The sequence below is a fragment of the Streptomyces sp. NPDC001056 genome (assembly GCF_053598955.1).
This window is the reverse complement of the sequence record NZ_JBSFLI010000047.1, coordinates 5823-24760: the sequence shown is the minus strand read 5'-3', so window position 1 is coordinate 24760 and position 18938 is coordinate 5823. Positions and strand designations below refer to the sequence as shown.

Sequence of the window (18938 nt, the reverse complement as noted above, 5' to 3'; positions counted from 1 at the left end):
GAACGCCGGTTCGGGTCTGCACCGTTGGCGGCCGAATCGGATCGGTAAAGTGTTCGCATGAGTACCGGGGTTCGCCGCAGGATGGGTGTCGAGGAGCGACGGCAGCAGCTGATCGGCGTCGCGCTCGACCTGTTCAGCCGACGCTCGCCCGACGAGGTCTCCATCGACGACATAGCGGCGGCCGCGGGCATCTCGCGGCCGCTGGTGTACCACTACTTCCCGGGCAAACTCAGCCTGTACGAGGCGGCGTTGCGGCGCGCCTCCGAGGAGCTGAAGGCCCGCTTCACCGAACCGCACGAGGGCCCGCTCGGCGCGCGGCTGCTGCACGTGATGCACCGCTTCTTCGACCATGTGGACGAGTACGGCCCCGGCTTCTCGGCCCTGATGCGCGGCGGCCCCGCCGTGCCCGCGAACAACGCCCGCGAGAAGGAACACGTCTCGACCACCAACGCGCTGATCGACGGCGTGCGGCAGGCCGCGTACGACCAGATGCTCGCCCACCTCGGGATCGCCGAGGCGCCCCCGCGCCTGGAACTGGTCATCCGCTCCTGGATCTCGCTCGCCGAGTCCACCGCGCTGATCTGGCTGGACGGCCGCCGCATCCCGCGCGAGGAGCTGGAACTCCAGCTGGTGCACGACTTCGCTGCCCTGGTCGCGGTGAGCGCCACCGTGGACGCCGGCATGGCGGACGTGCTGCGCGCCATGCTCAAGGACGAGCCGGCCGACGGCCCCTTCGCGGAGCTCGTCGGCCGGCTCACCTCCCTGGCCTCGTAGCGGGCCTACGACCGGGTGAACACCGCCACGGTCCGGGCCGGCACGGTGAACGTGCCCGAGTCCGCCGCGTAACCGGACGTCTTCACCACCGGGTCGGCGCCGGATTCCTGCACCGGGTGCAGCCGGTACGACGTCCCGGCCAGGCCGGAGACCGTCTGCTTCTGCGCCTGCGGGGTCGCGTTGAAGACGACGACCAGGTCGCCGAGCTTCATCGTGATCACGCCCGGGGTCTCGTCCTTGCCGGACAGCGGGAAGGACAGCTGGTCCTGCACCTGGTCCGAGGTGCCGAGCGAGAACGCCTTCTCCGTCGTCCGGATCCTCAGCAGGTCCTGGTAGGCGGCCGAAGTGCCGTCGATCTGCGGGCAGCCGACCTTGATCGCGGTCAGCAGCGGGGTGGCGTACGGCCACTTGTCCTGGTTGCCGGCCGCCATGGGCAGGCCCCGGCCGAAGCCGTTGCCGTCGGCGCAGTTCCAGTGGATGGCGTTGAACCAGTCGCCGCTGTCGAAGGAGTTGCGGTCCAGCGACTTCGAGCGCAGCAGATCGGTGCCCGCCTGCGACAGCGACGGGCCCTGCGAGAGGGTCGCCGTGGCCATCGCCAGGACCTGCATCCGGGCGCGGTCCGCGGCGGACGTGCCCTTCGGCAGCTTGTAGGCGAGCGCGTCGAACAGGGACTCGTTGTCGTGCGCGTCCACATAGGCGAGGGCGTCGCCCGGCGCGTCCGCGTACCCCGCGGGCGAGCCGTTGTAGTCGACCTCCGCGCCCGTGACCTCCTTGCCGTCGGTGTCCGTGAAGTGGTACTCGGCGAGGTCGCCGGTCAGCCCGACCTTGATCAGGTCCTGGTAGTGCAGCAGCCGGGCCTTCTGCTCGGCCGAGGTGCCGTTCGCGGTCGAGCCGTTGGGGTCGGTGTACAGGCCGGAGGCGAAGCCCTGGACGCCGGGGTCGGTGTCGAAGGGGCTCCCGCCGCGCACCGCGTCCCGGGCCCGGTCGGAGAAGGTGGCGATGCCGGTGCCGGCCATGTTCGCCTGCGTGGCCTGCACGAAGCGGGCGTTGTCGGCCACCTCGCCGAAGTTCCAGCCCTCGCCGTACAGGATGATCTTCTTGCCGTCGACGCCGTCCTTCTCCGGGGTGAGCGCGTCGAGGGCCTTGCGCACCGCGAGGATGTTGGCCTTCGGGTGGTGGCCCATGAGGTCGAAGCGGAACCCGTCGACCTTGTACTCCTTGGCCCAGGTGACGATCGAGTCCACGACCAGCTTGCCCATCATCGCGTTCTCGGGCGCGGTGTTGGAGCAGCAGGTGGAGTTGGCCACCGAGCCGTCGGCGAGCAGCCGCTGGTAGTAGCCGGGCACGATCTTGTCCAGGACGGAGGTGTCCGCCTGGCCGCTGGCCGAGGTGTGGTTGTAGACGACGTCCATCACGACCCGCAGGCCGTCCTGGTTGAGCCCCTGCACCATCCGCCGGAACTGGACGGTACGCGCGGTGCCGTCCGGGTCGGTGGCGTACGAGCCCTCGGGAACGGTGAAGTGGTACGGGTCGTAGCCCCAGTTGTAGGCGTCCTTCGCGGCGGTCTTCGCCACGCATGCCTGCTGCCGGTCGGAGTCGGCCGGGTAGGAGGCGAGGTCGCAGTCGGGGCTCTGCTGGTCGGCCTTCTTCTCGGGCACGGTGGCGAAGTCGAAGGCGGGCAGCAGGTGCACGTACGACGTCCCGGACCGCGCCAGCTCCTTCAGGTGCCTGGAGCCGTCGCTGTCCTTGTCCGTGAAGGCCAGGTAGGTGCCCTGGTCCTTCGCCGGGACGGTCTTGTCCGCGACCGAGAAGTCCCGGACGTGCAGCTCCTGGATCTGCGCGTCCTTCAGCGGCACGGCCTTGGGCTTGTGCAGCGTGGACCAGCCGCTCGGGGCGAGGGCCTTGTCGTCCAGGTCGGCCACGACGCTGCGCTCGGAGTTCGCGGTCAGGGCGACCGAGTAGGGGTCGGTGACCTTGTTGGTGACCATGTGCCGGACGCTGGGCGCCCACACCCTGACCACGTACCGGTAGGTCCTGCCCTTCCAGGACGCCGGGCCCGTGATCGACCAGACGCCGGTGGTGCCGTCGCGGCGCATGGGCTCGACCGCGCCGTCGATCTCCAGGGAGACGCTCTGGGCGGTCGGCGCCCACACGGAGAGGGTGGGCCTGCCGTCGTGGAAGACCGGGCCCAGCCGCGCCTGGGTGGCGGCCGGGTAGAGGTCGTCCAGGACGCCCGCGGTCTGTACGCCGGTCGCGGCCAGCACGGCGCCGTCGGCAGCGCGCTGCGAGGCGACCAGCTGACCGGTGAGCGCCTCGCGCACCCGGCCTCGGTCCCGCGGGTCCACGGACCAGGCCGTGTAGTCCTTCAGGTACGGGAACCTGGCCTTCTGGGCGTCCGTGAGGGTGGTCTTCTCCAGCCGGAGCCAGCGCTCGTCGTCGCTGGTCAGCACGCCGTCCTTGGCGACGATGGAGCCGTCGTGGGAGTACAGCAGCTGGGTGGAGGCGGCGCCGGCGGCGCCGTTCCAGGCGACCGTGTCCCGGTCGATCCAGACCGCCTTGGAGGTGGTCAGGTCGAGGGCGGCCGTGCTGCCCGCGGGCTGCGGCAGCAGGTGCTTGTCCTGGCCGTTCAACAGCCACACCTCGTAGCCGTCCGCCTTGAGGTCCAGGGACTGGTCGGCGGCGAGGTCCTTCTCGTCGCCCTTGTGGATGATGTAGCTGAGGCTGTTCGCACCCGCGGCGAGCGGGACCTCGAAGACCGCGCCATAGGCATCAGTCTTCACCGGCTTCAGCGGGGCCGACCAGTCGGTGGGGTTCGCGGCACCCGTCCAGACGTGCAGGCCCCAGCCGTCGTAGTCGCCGTCGGCGCGGTGGTAGTGGATGACCGCCTTGGTGGTGTCCGGCGCGGGATACGACGACGGGCGCTGGGTCAGGAGGTCGGACTTGCCCTGCTCGACCCAGACCTCGCCCGTCCTGGTGACGTCGATGCTCCGGTCGGAGTCGACGTCCTTGTTCCCGTTCTTGTCCACGACCAGGAAGCCCACGTTCGAGGCGCCCGGCTTGACCTTGACGTAGGCGAAGGCGCCCCAGGCGTCCCGGCCGATGAAGGGGTGCCCGGCCGGCCAGGTGGTGGCCTCGCCGTCGGCGATGTCGCCCCAGGCGTACAGGCCCCAGTCGCCGTAGTCGCCGTCGGCGCGCTGGTAGTGGACGATCACGTAGTCGCGCGAGGAGGCCGTGGGCGGGGTGGGCGCGGGCACGGTGCCGGTGGTGCTGTCGGCGGTGGCGCTCGCGGTGTGCCCGGCGCTGTCGATCACGACGGCCTTGTAGCGCAGCGCGGTACCGGCCGGGACCTCGGCGCCGAGGGTCTGGGTGACCCGGTACGGCGCGTGGTCGGCGGAGCCGAGGACCTGCCACTTGGCGTCGCCGACCTGGGCGGCGAAGACCACCCGGTTCAGCCGGCCGCCCTCGACGTCGGCGCCGACGGTCACCGTGCCGGTGGCACCGGCGGCCGGGGCGTGCAGGGTGAGGGCCGGCTTGGTGGCGGGCTCGGCGAGGGTGCCGGACGCCTTGTAGACGACGGCGGACTCGGCCGGGACGGTGACGGTGACCTCGCGCCCGCCGTCGGAGGTCACGGTGCCGGTCGCCCCGTAGATGCCCTGGTACGGCATCCCGGCCGAATCGGTCGCGAAGGTGGCCGACTCGGCCTCGCTCGCGTTGTTGAACGCGACGACGTACTCCTGGCCGGTCCTGGCGTCGGTGCGGGTGAACGCGTAGATCCCGGCGCCGTCGGCCGCGTACCGCTCGGTCTGCACCCCGTCGGTCAGGGCCGGGTTGGCCTTGCGCAGCGCGGAGAGGTCGGAGATCTGCCGGTAGAGCGGCGCGTGCGGGTCGTACGAGTCGTCGGCGTGGGTGCGGTCGGTGCCGATCTCGTCGTCCGCGAGGTAGGCGGGCACGTGGGAGGCGAACATGGTCTGGCGGGCTTCCTTGTCGCCGCCGTTGCCGGTGAAGCCCTGTTCGTCGCCGTAGTAGACGACCGGGTTGCCGCGGCTGAGGAACATCACCTCGTTGGCCAGTTCGTCCTTCTTCAGGAGTTCGGCGTCCGAGGCGTTCGGGTTGTCCTGCTTCAGGAAGTACCCGATGCGGCCCATGTCGTGGTTGCCGAGGAAGGTGACCTGCTCGTACGCGTTGGCCCGGTCGGTCGTGTACTTGTAGTCGTCACCGAGGACGCCCGCCAGCTTCCGCGCGCTCGCGCCCTGCGAGGCGTAGCCGCGGGCCGCGCTCTGGAAGGGGAAGTCGAGGGTGGCGTCGAGGCGGCCCTGGGTGACGTACGGGGCGGTCACCGAGGTGTCGGTGGCGAACGCCTCGCCGAACATGAAGAAGTTCTTCCGGCCGTGCGCCGCCGCGTACGTGTCGAGCGCGGTGGCCCACTGGGTCCAGAAGTCCAGGTCGACGTTCTTGGCGGTGTCGATGCGGAAACCGTCGACGGCGAAGTCCTTCACCCACCGCTCGTAGATCCGCTCCATGCCGTGCACGACCTCGGGACGCTCGGTCCACAGGTCGTCCAGGCCGTCGAAGTCGCCGTAGGTGCCGGACTCGCCGGCGAAGGTGGAGTCGCCCCGGTTGTGGTACATCGTCGGGTCGTTGAGCCAGGCCGGGGCCTTGGACCGGCTGGTGACCTGCGGCGTGTACGGGAAGGAGGCGTCGGAGACGGCCGGGAACCCCTTGGTTCCGTCGGCGTAGTCGGCGTCGTCGAAGGGCCTGCCGTCCTTGGTGAGGTACGGGTAGGCGCCCTTGGAGCGGTAGTCGGAGGAGTTCTCCTTGTTCGTGACCACGTCGGCGGTGTGGTTGGTGATGACGTCGAAGAAGACCTTCATGCCCTTGGCGTGTGCCTTGGAGATGAGGTTCTTCAGGTCCTGGTTGGTGCCGAAGTGCGGGTCGACCTGGGTGAAGTCGGTGATCCAGTAACCGTGGTAGCCGGCCGAGGCGCCGGCACCCGTGCCCTGTACCGGGATGTTCTTGAAGATCGGCGCGAGCCACAGGGCGGTGGTGCCGAGCCCCTTGATGTAGTCCAGCTTCTGTGTGACGCCCTTGAGGTCGCCGCCCTGGAAGAAGCCCGCGTCGGTGGGGTCGTACCCGGTCGTCATGCGCGAACCGGTGAGCCCGCCCCTGTCGTTGGAGCTGTCGCCGTCGGCGAATCGGTCCGGCATGACGAAGTAGAACTGCTCATGGGTGTCGCCGTGCCGGGCCGGCTGGGCCGCGAGGGCCGCGTCCGACGGGGGCGGGGGCGGGGCCGCGGCCTGCGCGGCGCGCGCCGCCAGTGGCTGCACGAGGGCGGCCGTGAGCGCGGCGACGGCGAGCGTCGCGGCTCTCCTGCGGTGGGTGGTGCGACGCCACGCGGGCGTCGGCCATCTCGGTATCACAGGCATGAACTCCTTGCGATGGCGGCTCATTCGGGTCCGACCCCACGCCGCGGCTCGGCTTCGAGGCCGGGCGCCCGCGTGACCGTATCCTCCGCGAAAGGGTTGCAGCAAGAGTCGTGAAACAGTCGGCAAGGAATTTCAAATACCGCGGCCCGCACCGCCGTGGGGGTACGGTGCGGGCCGACTCCTCGTTCAGCAGGAGGACTTGCCGGCGTAGATCGCCAGCGCGGTGTTCGGGGCGACCGAGGCCGTGAACCAGCCGCTGCCGTTGACCGTCACCGTGGTGTTGTTCTGCACGTTGCAGTAGGTGCCGGCGGGCAGCGAGGTCTGGAAGGAGCGACTGGCCGTCGCGCCCTCGTGGTTGATCACCACATAGCCCTTGCCGCCGCGGCCGAAGGCGATCAGGTTGTCGCCGTCGTCCCACCAGTTGGAGACCGCCTGGCCGCGGGTGGCGTTGCGGAAGGCGACCATGGACTTGATCTCCGGCCAGGCGTGCTGGCACTTCCAGCCGTCCTGCCAACAGGCGTTGACCTGGCCGTTGTTGGGCGGGCCCGCGTTCGCGTCGCTCCACTCGTAGCCGGAGTTGATGTCCGGCGCGCCGTAGGGCCAAGCCAGCATGAAGACGTTGGCCAGCGTGTAGTTGGCGCCGTCCTTGTAGTTCAGGGTGGCGCCGTTGCGCTCGGTGTCGTGGTTGTCCACGAAGACACCGGCCACACTGCTGGACATGTAGCCCCAGCCCTCGCCGAAGTTGTTCAGGTAGGCGAGCTTCTCGCTGTTGAAGACGCGCTTGAGGTCGTAGCCGTAGCGGAACTCCTGGACGTCCCCGTTGCCCGTGTACTCGGTGGGCTGGACGGCCTCGCCCGCGCCGTAGATGACCTCCTGCTTCCAGTAGACGCCCGGGTTGGTCAGCCGGCTCTTGATGTTCGCCAGGTCACTGGCGGCGATGTGCTTGGCCGCGTCGATCCGGAAGCCGTCCGCGCCGAGCGACAGCAGGTCGTTCATGTACCCGGCGATGGTCGCGCGGACGTGCTCCGCGCCGGTGTCCAGGTCGGCCAGGCCCGACAGTTCGCAGTTCTGGACGTTCGAGCGGTCCTGGTAGTTGTCGATCGACGTCCTGCAGCTGTGGAAGTCGGAGTCCGAGTACACGCCCGGGTAGTTGTACTTGGTGTACTGCGTGCCGCCGGTGCCGGTGCCGCTGCCGGACGTCATGTGGTTGATGACCGTGTCCACCACGACCTTCACGCCGGCCGCGTGACAGGTGTCGATCATGTTCTTGAAGGTGGCCCGGTCACCGAGCCGGCCCGCGATCTTGTACGACACGGGCTGGTACGAGGTCCACCACTGGGAGCCCTGTATGTGCTCCTCGGGCGGCGAGACCTGCACGTACCCGTAGCCCGCGGGGCCCAGCGTGTTGGTGCACTCACGGGCCACCGAGGCGTAGTTCCACTCGAACAGGACGGCGGTGACGTCCTTCGTGCCGGGCGGGGAGGCGTCGGCGGCAGTCGGGGTCATGACAAGGGCGGCGGCCGCGAGGGCGACCGCCCCGGAGAGAGTCTTGCGTACCATGCGGGGGTTCCTTCGTCGCTGAAGGGGCTTTCGCAAAGTTTCAGAAACCTTGCGGTGACGCAGATGTTAAAGGCCCGCTGCCGGAAAAGGCAGCGGGCCGTAGTGAAGTTGATGCAGGAATTTTCGGACGCGGCGTCAGACCACCGCGGTCCACCACACCGTGGTGTCGGCGGGCACCGTCGCCTCGCCGCCGTTCCCGGTCACCTCACCGCTCGCGAGCAGCACCCGGCCGTACGCCGGGGTCGTCACCGGCTCACCCGTGGTGTTGGTGACGCACACGAACCCGCCACGGCGGAAGGCCAGGACGCCCTCGGGGGCGCGCAGCCACTCCACCGACTCCCCCGCGCCCAGGTCCGGCTGGGACCGGCGGGTGGCGAGGGCGGCGCGGTACAGCTCCAGGGTGGAGCCGGCCGCCCCCGTTTGCGCCTCCACGCTGAGCTCGCCCCAGCACTCCGGCTGCGGGAGCCAGCTGCCGCCGTCGCCGAAGCCGTAGGAGGTCCCCGTACGGGCCCACGGGATCGGCACCCGGCAGCCGTCGCGGAAGCCGTCCTGGCCCTCGCCCCGGAAGTACGCCGGGTCCTGGCGCACCTCGTCGGGCAGGTCGACGACGTCCGGCAGGCCCAGTTCCTCGCCCTGGTAGAGGTAGGCGGAGCCGGGCAGCGCCAGCATCAGCAGGGTCGCGGCGCGGGCCCGGCGCAGGCCGAGGGCGCGGTCGCCGGCCGTGCGGATCTGGGTGCCGAGGCCGGGCGGGTTGGCGAAGCGGGTGGCGTGCCGGGTGACGTCGTGGTTGGACAGCACCCAGGTGGCCGGGGCGCCGACCGGGCGCATCGCCTCCAGGGTGCTGTCGATGACCGCGCGCAGCTCCGCCGCGTCCCAGGCCGTCGACAGGTACTGGAAGTTGAACGCCTGGTGCAGTTCGTCCGGGCGGACGTAGTTGGCCGTGCGCTCGACGGTCGGCGTCCATGCCTCCGCGACGAAGATGCGCTCGCCCGCATACTCGTCCAGGATCGTGCGCCACTGGCGGTAGATCGCGTGCACGCCGTCCTGGTCGAAGAACGGCATGACATCGTTGCCCAGCAGCTTCAGCTGCTCGCCGGAGCCGAGGTCGGGCAGGCCCTCGGCCTTGACCAGGCCGTGCGCCACGTCGATGCGGAAGCCGTCCACGCCCATGTCCAGCCAGAAGCGCAGGATGGAGCGGAACTCGTCGCCGACGGCCGGGTGTTCCCAGTTGAGGTCGGGCTGCTCGGGCGCGAACAGGTGCAGGTACCACTCGCCTGCCGTGCCGTCGGGCTCGGTGACACGGGTCCAGGCCGGGCCGCCGAAGATGGACTCCCAGTCGTTCGGCGGCAGTTCGCCGTTCTCGCCCTTGCCCGCACGGAAGTGGTAGCGCTCCCGCAGCGGCGAGCCGGGGCCCTCGGCGAGGGCCCGCTTGAACCACTCGTGCTGGTCGGAGGAGTGGTTGGGCACCAGGTCCACGATGATGCGCAGGCCGTGCCCGTGGGCGTCGCGGATCAGCGCGTCGGCGTCCAGCAGGGTGCCGAACATCGGGTCGACCGCGCGGTAGTCGGCGACGTCGTACCCGGCGTCGGCCTGCGGGGAGGCGTAGAAGGGGCTGAGCCACACCGCGTCGACGCCGAGGTCGCGCAGGTACGGCAGGCGGGAGCGTACGCCCTCCAGGTCGCCCATGCCGTCGCCGTTGCTGTCGGCGAAGCTGCGCGGGTAGACCTGGTAGATGACCGCCTCCCGCCACCAGTCACGGGGGTGCCCGGCGACGGTGGCGGTGGCGGTGTCGGTGGCCGGGGCGGCAGTGTGCTGCTGGCTCATGGCTTCCTTGGTGGTAACGGAATTCGGGTCGTCGGCGCGTGGGGAACGGACGCTGGGGCCCGGGCGGTACGGCGGCGGAGGCGGGCCGGGGGAACGGAGTGCGAGGCGGCCGCGATGTCAGCGGGGTCGGATGGACACCGCGGCCGCCTACCCGCGCGCCGGGCGCGCGGGAGCCTCTGGTGGGTCGAGGGCGTCAGCCCTTGGTGCCGCCGGAGGTGAGACCGGTGACGAGGTTCTTCTGTACCAGGTAGAAGAACAGCGAGACGGGTATCGCGATCAGCACCGCGGTGGCGGCCATGTAGTTCCACTCGGCGTCGTGCTCGCTGACGAAGGTCTGGAGGCCGACCGAGAAGGTGTACTTGGAGTCGTCCAGCATGAAGGTGGTCGCGAAGGCGACCTCGGCGACCGCGGTGATGAAGTTGTAGAACGCGGCGACGGCCAGGCCCGGTCGGGCCAGCGGCAGGATCAGCCGGAAGAAGGTGCCGAACGGGGTGAGCCCGTCCACCCGGCCCGCCTCGTCGATCTCGATCGGGATCGTGTCGAAGTAGCCCTTGAGCAGCCAGGCGCTGTACGGCACCGCGGTGGTGCAGTTGACGAGGATCAGCGCCCAGTAGGAGTCGATGAGGCCCAGGTCGCTGAAGATCTGGTACATCGGCACGATCAGGACGGCGATCGGGAACGCCTGGGTGAGCAGCAGGACCCACATCAGCTGCTTGTGGCCGGGAAAGCGCATCCGGGAGACCGCGTAGCCGGTGGTCGCGGCGAGCAGTACACCGACGACGGTGGTGCCGAGGGCCACGATCATCGTGGACTTGAACCAGTCGAAGAACTCGGTGTGCTGGAGCACGAAGCCGTAGTTGGAGAAGCTCATCTTCCCCGCGATGCCGCCCGGGTGCAGGTAGTCGTTCTTGTCCGGGCCGAGCGAGAGGTAGACCAGCCAGGCCACCGGGGCCAGCGCGATGAGGCTCGCGACCATCAGCCCGGCGTGCAGCAGGACGGTGCCGAGGGGGCCGCGCTCGCCCGGTCGGCGGCCCTGAGGGACGGGCTTCGCGGCGGGGGCCGGTGCGTCGGCCGGCTTTTCGAGGGTGGTGGTGCTCATGGCGGCGGCTCCTGCGGCGTCAGACGGCGAGCTGGTCATTGCGCTTCAGCCAGCGGAAGTAGAAGGAGGTGAAGACGGTGACGATCGACAGCAGCAGTACGCCGTAGGCGGCGGACTGCGCGAAGTCGCGCGGCTGCTGGCCGAAGCCCAGGTAGTAGGCCCAGGTGACGAGGATCTGGGCGTCCGGGGCACTGGTCGGCCCGAACAGCAGGAAGATGATGGCGAACTGGTTGAAGGTCCAGATGACGCCGAGCAGGACCACCGTGGAGCTGACCGAGCGCAGCCCCGGCAGGGTGACGTGCCGGAAGCGCTGCCAGGCGTTGGCGCCGTCCATCCGCGCCGCCTCGTACAGGGCGGTGTCGATGGACTGGAGACCGCCGAGCAGCGAGAGCATCATGAACGGCACACCGCACCAGGTGTTGACCATGATGGCGGCGAAGCGCTGCCAGAAGGTGTCCTCCAGCCACTGCGGCTGCGGCAGGTGCAGCGCGTGCAGGATCTGGTTGACCGCGCCGGAGTCGGCGAGCATGATCCGCCAGGAGAAGACGGTGACGAAGGTGGGCACGGCCCACGGCAGCACGAGCAGCACGCGGTAGACGGTGCGGCCGCGCAGCTTCTGGTTCAGCATCAGCGCGAGGCCGAGGCCGAAGGTGTAGTGCAGGGTCACGCAGGCGACCGTCCAGACGACCGTCCACACCATGTGGGACCAGAAGCGGTCGTACGACAGCGGGCCCCACAGGATGTTCTTGTAGTTGTCCAGACCGATGAACTTGTAGGTCGCGGCGATGTGGTTGACGCCGATGGTGCGTGCCGAGTTGAGGCTGTTGGCGTCGGTCAGCGTGAGGTAGAAGCCCCGCACGAGCGGGTAGCCGACGAGCACCGCGAGCACGATGACCACCGGGGCGATCATCGCGTAGGCGTACCAGTATTTCTGGAGGCTGTTCCTGATGCGCTGCCCCAGCCCTGGCCGAGGCGCACGGTCACCGCGGCTCTTACCGGTCGCGCGGTCGATGGCGACTGTCATGGTTCGACACCTTCGAATGGTTCAAGGATGAGGGCCGGGGGCCGGGGGCCGGGCACAGTCGGTGGCCGCCGGCTGCCTCCTCGTGGGAGAGGCAGCCGGCGGCCGTCCGGGCTTACTTGCTGAAGTCGGGGACCAGCTTGCCGATGGCGATGTCGGCGTTGCTCAGGCCCTTGTCCAGCGACTCCTTGCCGCTGGCGATCTTCGGCAGCTCGGTGTCGAGCGGCGCCCACAGGGAGCCGTACTCGGGCAGCGACGGGCGGGGCTGGGCGGCCGACAGCACGCTCTGGAAGCCGGCGGTGCCCGGGTCGGCCGTCACCTTGGAGGTGTAGGCGTCCGAACGGGTCGGCAGGGTGGCGTTCTTCAGGGCGATGGTCTCCTGGGAGGAGGCCGACGTCATGAAGTTGACGAACTTCAGGGCCGCCGCCTGGTGCGCCTTGTCGGAGCCGGCGTAGACCGCGAGGTTGTGGCCGCCGGTCGGGGCCTCCGCCTTGCCGGTGGAGCCGGCCGGGACGACCGCGACGCCCAGGTTGGTCTTGTCCTTGAAGGCGCTGCCCTTGTAGATGTTCGTGTTCTCCCAGGGGCCCTGGATGATCGCGGCGACCTTGCCGTTGGAGAACGCGTCCATGATGTGGGCGTAGGCGTCCGGGGTGGTGTCGGCCTTGTGCAGACCCTTGCCGGAGAACAGGCTCAGCCACGTGCCGTACGCCTTCTTGGCGGCCGGCGTGTCGATGGTGACCTTCTTGGCGTTGACGTCGACGGTGTCGGTGCCCTCGCCGTAGAGGAACGGCTGGCCGTAGTAGCCCGCGGTGGAGCCCCAGTAGCCGTCGGCGCCGGTCTTGTCCTTGACCTTGGCGGCGTCGGACCTCAGCTCGTCCCAGGTCTTGGGCGGCGTGGTGATGCCGGCCTGCTTGAACAGGGCCTTGTTGTAGACCAGGGCCAGGGTGTCGGTGACCAGCGGCACGCCGTAGGTCTTGCCCTGGTACTGCGCCTGCTTGATCAGGTTCGGCTGGAACTTGGCCTTGTCGGCGAGGGCCTCGGTGCCGTCCAGCGGCAGGAAGTAGCCCTTCTTGGCGAAGGCGGGGGTCCAGCCGACCTCGGAGCGCAGCACGTCCGGGGCGCCGGAGGCACCCGCGGCGGTGTCGAACTTGTTCTGCGCCTGGTCGAAGGGGACGTTGACGTACTTGACCTTGATGTTCTTGTTGGCAGCTTCGAACTGCTGCACCAAGGCCTTGTACGTCGGTGCCTCATTGGTGGCGTTGGAGGTGTCCCACCAGGTGATGGTGACCGGCCCGTCCGACTTGCTGTCGCTGCTCCCGCCGCCGCAGGCCGTCGCCGCGAGGGCGAGGGACGCCACCAGCGCGGAGGCCGCTATGCCACGCCGCATGAGTTCTCCTTGAGGGTTTGAAGCCCGAGTGGTACAGGGGGCGGTCCCGCCCGCCCCGTGCGACTTGCCGACTGCGCCGTTGCCGCGGCCGGGCGACCAGGAACGTAACAGCGTTGTAAGCGCCGCGAAAGACCTTGCAGAAAAAAAGTGCAAGAGAACACGATGGTTACCCCGTCGTGACCGGCCCTCGATCTGCTCGCAACCGCAGAACGAAGCCGGTGAAGCGTCGACGGCCGACTTGTGCAAGACTCTGCAAGCTCTTGCCACAACGAACTCAAGGGAGCGCAATGAGGCAGCAACCCGCAGGGGGTCGTTCGACCGGGCGCGCCCGACGCCCGGGCGGTGTGCAAGGCGAGAGACGACCGGTACAGTCCAGTGGCGTGACCACACGGCTTGCCGACATCGCAGCGCAGGCGGGGGTGAGCGAAGCGACCGTCAGCCGGGTCCTCAACGGGAAGCCGGGAGTCGCCGCCACCACCCGCCAATCCGTGCTCGCCGCGCTCGACGTGCTCGGCTACGAACGGCCGGTACGGCTGCGCCAGCGCAGCGAGGGCCTGGTCGGGCTGATCACGCCTGAGCTGGAGAACCCGATATTCCCTGCCCTGGCGCAGGTCATCGGGCAGGCACTGACCCGCCAGGGCTACACCCCGGTGCTCGCCACCCAGACCCCGGGCGGCTCCACCGAGGACGAGCTGACCGAGATGCTGGTGGACCGCGGTGTCGCGGGCATCATCTACGTCTCCGGGCTGCACGCCGACACCACCGCCGACATGCAGCGCTATGAGCGGCTGCGGGCGCAGGGCGTGCCCTTCGTGCTGGTGGACGGCTTCTCGCCGCAGGTCCAGGCGCCGTTCATCTCCCCCGACGACCGCGCGGCGATGACGCTCGCGGTGACCCACCTGGTCTCGCTCGGCCACACCCGGATCGGGCTGGCGCTCGGGCCCAAGCGGTTCGTGCCGGTGCAGCGCAAGATCGAGGGCTTCGTGCGGGCGATGCAGGACCAGCTGGGGCTCAGCGCCGAGGTCGTGGAGACCGAGCTGGTGCAGCACTCGCTGTACACCCTGGAGGGCGGTCAGGCGGCCGCGACGGCGCTGATCGACCGGGGCTGCACCGCCGTGGTCTGCGCCAGCGACATGATGGCCCTCGGCGCCATACGGGCCGCCCGCCAGCGGGGCCTGGAGGTTCCCCGGGACGTGTCCGTGGTCGGCTTCGACGACTCCCCGCTGATCGCCTTCACCGACCCGCCGCTCACCACGGTCCGCAAGCCGGTCCCGGCGATGGGGCAGGCGGCGGTGCGCACGCTGCTGGAGGAGATCGGCGGTACGCCCGCGCCGCACAGTGAGTTCGTGTTCATGCCGGAACTGGTGGTGCGCGGGTCCACGGCCTCGGCACCGCATCTCCTTCGGACGCCGTAGAAGGTGCAGCGCGGACCCGACCTTGGGATGATCGGGCTCCGAAGCCTTTTCTGGCAGACTTGATGCCTATGAGTGACTCGACCGTGACGCAGTGGGAAGGTCGCGACGAGGCGGCTGGTCCGCAGGCCGTCACGGACGGGGACGACAGAGGTGTCCTGGGCCGGCTGCGGCGGCCGCGCAGGCCCCGGCTCTGGTTCGAGATCCTTCTGATCGCGGTGAGTTACTGGACGTACTCGCTGATCCGCAACGCGGTGCCGGAGCAGAAGGACCAGGCGCTGCGCAACGCGGACTGGATCTGGAGCACCGAGCGGCTGCTGGGCATCGATGTCGAGCGATCCGTCAACCACGCCCTGAACGCGGTGACCTGGCTGATCATCGGCATGAACTACTACTACGCCACGCTGCACTTCATCATGACGATCGGCGTCCTGGTGTGGCTGTACCGGTGGCATCCGGGGCGGTACGCGGCCGCGCGGCTCGCGCTCTTCGCCACCACGGGGGGCGCGTTGATCGGCTACTACCTGTTCCCGCTCGCCCCGCCCCGCCTGATGCGGGGCGGGTATTTCGTGGACACCGTGCTGGTGCACCACACCTGGGGCTCGATGGCCTCCGGCGACCTCAAGCACATGTCCAACCAGTACGCGGCGATGCCGTCCATGCACATCGGCTGGTCGCTGTGGTGCGGGCTCACGATCTTCGCGCTGGCGTCGGTGCCGTGGGTGCGGGTGCTGGGGCTGCTGTATCCCCTGGCGACGCTGGTGGTGATCGTGTCCACGGCCAACCATTTCTGGCTGGACGCGGTGGGGGGCGTGGTCTGTCTTTCGTTCGGGTTCGCGGTGGCACGGGTCTGGTACGGCGCGGTGCCCTACGCGCTGCCCCGGGTGGTGCCGGGGCGGAGCGCGCCGGAGGTGGCTCGGGCGCCCGCTTCGTAGGGGGCGGGGCGCGGCGGGCGGCCGGGGCGCGGCCCGGCGGGAGCGCGGCTTCGGGGCGGCGGGGTGGTGATGCCCGTCACGCTCCGTCGTTGTAGAAGAGTTCTTCCATGACGGTCCGTGCCCTGCGGGTGGTACGGCCGTACGCGTCCAGCATGTCGCCGGCGTGGCCCTCGCCGTAGCCCAGGTAGCGGCCGACCGCGGCCAGCTCGCGCGGCTGGGTGGGGAAGGTGTCGCCCGCCCTGCCGCGCACCAGCATCACCGCGTTGCGCACCCGCGTCGCCAGCACCCACGCCTCGTCCAGGATCGCCGCCTCCTCCTCGCCCAGCAGGCCCGCCTCGTGCGCGGCCGCCAGGGCCGCGCGGGTACGGGTCGTGCGCAGTCCGGGGATCTCGTGGGCGTGTCTGAGCTGGAGCAGCTGGACCGTCCACTCCACGTCCGAGAGGCCGCCGGGGCCCAGCTTGGTGTGCAGGCGGGGGTCGGCGCCGCGTGGGAGCCGTTCCGATTCCATGCGGGCCTTCAGCCGGCGGATCTCGCGTACCGCCTCGTCGGTCAGGCCCCGCGCCGGGTAGCGCAGCGGGTCGATCAGCTCCACGAAGCGGCGGCCGAGGTCGGCGTCGCCCGCGAACGGCTCCGCCCGCAGCAGCGCCTGGGACTCCCAGACCAGGGACCAGCGACGGTAGTACGCCTCGTACGACTTCAGCGTGCGCACCAGCGGGCCCGACTTGCCCTCCGGGCGCAGGTCCGCGTCGATCAGCAGCGGCGGGTCGGCGCTGGGCAGCTGGAGCAGTCTGCGCATCTCGGCCACGACCTTGTTCGCGGCCGCGGCGGCCTCGTGCTCGGCCACGCCGTCCCGCGGTTCGTGCACGAACAGGACATCCGCGTCGGAGCCGTAGCCCAGTTCGTGACCGCCGAAGCGGCCCATGCCGATGATCGCGAACTTCGTGGGCAGCGTGTCGCCCCAGCCGGACCGCACGACCGCGCGCAGCGTGCCCGCGAGGGTGGCCGCGGTGAGGTCGGAGACCGCCCCGCCGACGAGGTCCACCAGAGCGCCCTGGTCGGCCTGCACGGGGGTGTTCTCCGTGCCGTACGAGGCGACGATGTCGGCGGCGGCGGTGCGGAAGAGTTCGCGGCGGCGGACGCCGCGGGCGGCGGTGACGCCCTGCTCGGCGTTCTCCGCGCGGCTCACCGCGGCCAGGATCTCCTGTTCGAGCGCCGTCCGGGTGCGGGCGGTGAGGCCCGTGCCCGTGCCCGCGGCCGCGCCGTCGCCCTCGCCGAGCAGGGCCACGGCTTCGGGGGCGCGCATCAGGAGGTCGGGGGCGAGGCGGCCGGCGGACAGGACGCGGGCCAGGTTCTCGGCGGCGGCGCCCTCGTCGCGGAGCAGGCGCAGGTACCAGGGGGTCTTGCCGAGGGCGTCGGAGACCTTGCGGAAGTTCAGCAGTCCCGCGTCCGGGTCGGCGGAGTCCGCGAACCAGCCGAGGAGGACGGGCAGGAGCGTGCGCTGGATGGCGGCCTTGCGGGTCACGCCCGAGGCCAGGGCCTCCAGGTGGCGCAGGGCCGCGGCGGGGTCCGCGTAGCCGAGGGCCACGAGGCGTTCCCGGGCGGCCTCGGGGCTGAGGCGGGCCTCGCCGGGGGCGAGCTGGGCGACGGCGTCCAGGAGCGGGCGGTAGAACAGCTTCTCGTGCAGCCGCCGTACGCCGGTGGAGTGCCGCTTCCACTCCCTGTTCAGCTCGGTGACCGGGTTGGCGCGCAGGCCGAGGGAGCGGCCCAGGCGGCGGAGGTCCTCCTCGGCGGTGGGGACGAGGTGGGTGCGGCGCAGGCGGTAGAGCTGGATGCGGTGCTCCATCGCGCGCAGGAAGCGGTACGCCTCGTCCAGGCGGGCGGCGTCCTCGCGGCCCACGTAGCCGCCGGCGGCCAGTGCCCCGAGGGCGTCCAGGGTGGTGCCGCTGCGGAGGGTGGGGTCGGTGCGGCCGTGGACCAACTGGAGGAGCTGGACGGCGAATTCGACGTCCCGCAGGCCGCCGGGGCCCAGTTTCAGTTCGCGGTCGACCTCGGCGGCCGGGATGTTGTCGACGACGCGCCGCCGCATCTTCTGCACGTCCGCCACGAAGTTGTCGCGGTCGGCGGCCTGCCAGACGAGGGGGTGCAGCGTGTCCAGGTAGTCCTGGCCGAGGGTCTCGTCGCCGGCTACCGGGCGGGCCTTCAGGAGGGCCTGGAACTCCCAGGTCTTCGCCCAGCGCTGGTAGTAGGCGAGGTGGGAGGAGAGGGTGCGGACGAGGGGGCCGTTGCGGCCCTCGGGACGGAGGTTGGCGTCGACCGGCCAGATCGAGCCCTCGACGGTGGTCTCGGAGCAGATCCGCATCAGGGCCGAGGCCAGCCGGGTGGCCGACTTCAGGGCCTTGGTCTCGTCGGTGCCGTTCGCCGCTTCCGCCACGAAGATCACGTCCACGTCGGAGACGTAGTTCAGTTCGTGGCCGCCGCACTTGCCCATGCCGATCACCGCGAGGCGGCAGGCCGCGGCGTCCTCGGGGGCCGCTGCCTGCGCTATGGCCAGGGCGGCGCGGAGGGTGGCGGTGGCGAGGTCGGCGAGTTCGGCGGCGGTCTCGGCGACGTCCGTGGTGCCGCAGACGTCTCGTGCGGCGATGGAGAGGAGGCAGCGGCGGTAGGCGACGCGGAGGTCGACCGCGCCGGTGGCGCCCGAGAGGCCGCGTTCGAATTCGGTGACGCCGGGGTGGAGGTCCTGGTGCTCGTAGGTGACCAGGGCCTGCCAGTCGGTGGGGTGGCGGGCGAGGTGGTCGGCGAGGGCGGTGGAGGCGCCGAGGACGCCCAGGAGGCGGTCGCGCAGGGGTTTGGCCGCGATGAGGGTGTCGAGGAGTTCGCGGTGGGCGGGCTGGGCGGGCTGGGCTTCCAGGAGGCGGACGAGGCCGTGGAGGGCGAGGTCGGGGTCGGCGGTGGCGCCCAGCGCTTCGAGGAGGAAGGGGTCGTCGCGGACGGGGGCGAGTTCGGGGGTGTCCAGGAGACGCTCGGCGGCGGTGGCGTCGGTGAAGCCGTGTCGGAGAAGGCGCGTGAAAGTGCTGCTTCTGCGGCCCGGCGTCATGTTCTGGGCTCCCCTCGGGGTCACTCTGGTCCTGGAGGGAGCGTAGTCGCCTGCGGCGGGCTGCGCCGGGTCGGGGCCTGCGGGGGGCCTCGCGGCGGGGCCTGGGGGGAGCCTCGCGGCGGGGGCCTGCGGCGGCGCCGGATCGGGGGCCTGCGGGAGCGCCGACGAGGGGGTGCGGCGGATGCCTGCGGCGGCCTGTCGGGCGCCGTCGTGGCTCGGGTGCGCCCAGGGCGGCTGCGGCCTCGGAAGCCTCGCACCAGACGCCCGGAGGGCCCGCGCCCGCCCGTACAGCGCCGTCGTGGCTCGGGCACGCCCGGCTGCGGCCTCGGAAGCCTCGCACCAGACGCCCGGAGGGCCCGCGCCCGCCCGTACAGCGCCGTCGTGGCTCGGGCACGCCCGGCTGCGGCCT

Annotated in this window: 10 protein-coding genes; 3 read left to right on the top strand and 7 right to left on the bottom strand. The window is 70.7% G+C overall.

Annotated elements, in window-relative coordinates:
• Positions 1–57: 57 nt before the first annotated feature.
• On the top strand, positions 58–774 hold the full coding sequence (locus ACWDD7_RS34255) for a TetR/AcrR family transcriptional regulator (protein ID WP_450460265.1): 717 nt from the start codon (positions 58–60) through the stop codon (positions 772–774).
• 5 nt (positions 775–779) lie between these two features.
• Here ACWDD7_RS34255 and pulA read toward each other — a convergent pair whose 3' ends face one another.
• From pulA to ACWDD7_RS34225, 6 genes are all read right to left on the bottom strand, one after another.
• Positions 780–6191, bottom strand: a complete 5412-nt coding sequence (gene pulA / locus ACWDD7_RS34250) for a pullulanase-type alpha-1,6-glucosidase (RefSeq protein ID WP_450460282.1) — start codon at positions 6189–6191, stop codon at positions 780–782.
• 192 nt (positions 6192–6383) lie between these two features.
• Positions 6384–7757, bottom strand: a complete 1374-nt coding sequence (locus ACWDD7_RS34245) for an alpha-amylase (protein WP_450460263.1) — start codon at positions 7755–7757, stop codon at positions 6384–6386.
• Between the two features lie 135 nt (positions 7758–7892).
• On the bottom strand, positions 7893–9581 hold the full coding sequence (locus ACWDD7_RS34240; RefSeq protein ID WP_450460262.1) for a glycoside hydrolase family 13 protein: 1689 nt from the start codon (positions 9579–9581) through the stop codon (positions 7893–7895).
• A 193-nt stretch (positions 9582–9774) separates the two neighbouring features.
• The gene (locus ACWDD7_RS34235; protein WP_450460261.1) at positions 9775–10680 is read right to left on the bottom strand and encodes a sugar ABC transporter permease; all 906 of its coding nucleotides are present in this window, start codon (positions 10678–10680) and stop codon (positions 9775–9777) included.
• A gap of 19 nt (positions 10681–10699) precedes the next feature.
• Positions 10700–11704, bottom strand: coding sequence for a carbohydrate ABC transporter permease (locus ACWDD7_RS34230; RefSeq protein ID WP_450460260.1), 1005 nt, complete (start codon positions 11702–11704; stop codon positions 10700–10702).
• A gap of 112 nt (positions 11705–11816) precedes the next feature.
• Positions 11817–13088: an extracellular solute-binding protein gene (locus ACWDD7_RS34225; protein ID WP_351879304.1), complete on the bottom strand. Its 1272-nt coding sequence runs from the start codon at positions 13086–13088 to the stop codon at positions 11817–11819.
• Between the two features lie 380 nt (positions 13089–13468).
• On the opposite strand from ACWDD7_RS34225, the gene ACWDD7_RS34220 reads away from it, so the two are divergent.
• The gene (locus ACWDD7_RS34220) at positions 13469–14503 is read left to right on the top strand and encodes a LacI family DNA-binding transcriptional regulator (protein ID WP_351879307.1); all 1035 of its coding nucleotides are present in this window, start codon (positions 13469–13471) and stop codon (positions 14501–14503) included.
• A 68-nt stretch (positions 14504–14571) separates the two neighbouring features.
• Positions 14572–15435: a phosphatase PAP2 family protein gene (locus ACWDD7_RS34215; RefSeq protein ID WP_450460259.1), complete on the top strand. Its 864-nt coding sequence runs from the start codon at positions 14572–14574 to the stop codon at positions 15433–15435.
• A gap of 76 nt (positions 15436–15511) precedes the next feature.
• Here ACWDD7_RS34215 and ACWDD7_RS34210 read toward each other — a convergent pair whose 3' ends face one another.
• Positions 15512–18529 (bottom strand): bifunctional [glutamine synthetase] adenylyltransferase/[glutamine synthetase]-adenylyl-L-tyrosine phosphorylase, encoded by a 3018-nt coding sequence (locus tag ACWDD7_RS34210; RefSeq protein ID WP_450460257.1) that lies wholly within the window; start codon positions 18527–18529, stop codon positions 15512–15514.
• Positions 18530–18938: the final 409 nt, after the last annotated feature.

Excerpts from the sequence above, each read along its gene's own strand:
- ACWDD7_RS34235 (WP_450460261.1), bottom strand. The coding sequence starts at position 10,680 with ATGAGCACCACCACCCTCGAAAAGCCGGCCGACGCACCGGCCCCCGCC.
- ACWDD7_RS34240 (WP_450460262.1), bottom strand. The coding sequence starts at position 9,581 with ATGAGCCAGCAGCACACTGCCGCCCCGGCCACCGACACCGCCACCGCC.
- ACWDD7_RS34230 (WP_450460260.1), bottom strand. The coding sequence starts at position 11,704 with ATGACAGTCGCCATCGACCGCGCGACCGGTAAGAGCCGCGGTGACCGT.
- ACWDD7_RS34215 (WP_450460259.1), top strand. The coding sequence starts at position 14,572 with ATGAGTGACTCGACCGTGACGCAGTGGGAAGGTCGCGACGAGGCGGCT.
- ACWDD7_RS34255 (WP_450460265.1), top strand. The coding sequence starts at position 58 with ATGAGTACCGGGGTTCGCCGCAGGATGGGTGTCGAGGAGCGACGGCAG.
- ACWDD7_RS34225 (WP_351879304.1), bottom strand. The coding sequence starts at position 13,088 with ATGCGGCGTGGCATAGCGGCCTCCGCGCTGGTGGCGTCCCTCGCCCTC.
- ACWDD7_RS34210 (WP_450460257.1), bottom strand. The coding sequence starts at position 18,529 with ATGACGCCGGGCCGCAGAAGCAGCACTTTCACGCGCCTTCTCCGACAC.
- ACWDD7_RS34245 (WP_450460263.1), bottom strand. The coding sequence starts at position 7,757 with ATGGTACGCAAGACTCTCTCCGGGGCGGTCGCCCTCGCGGCCGCCGCC.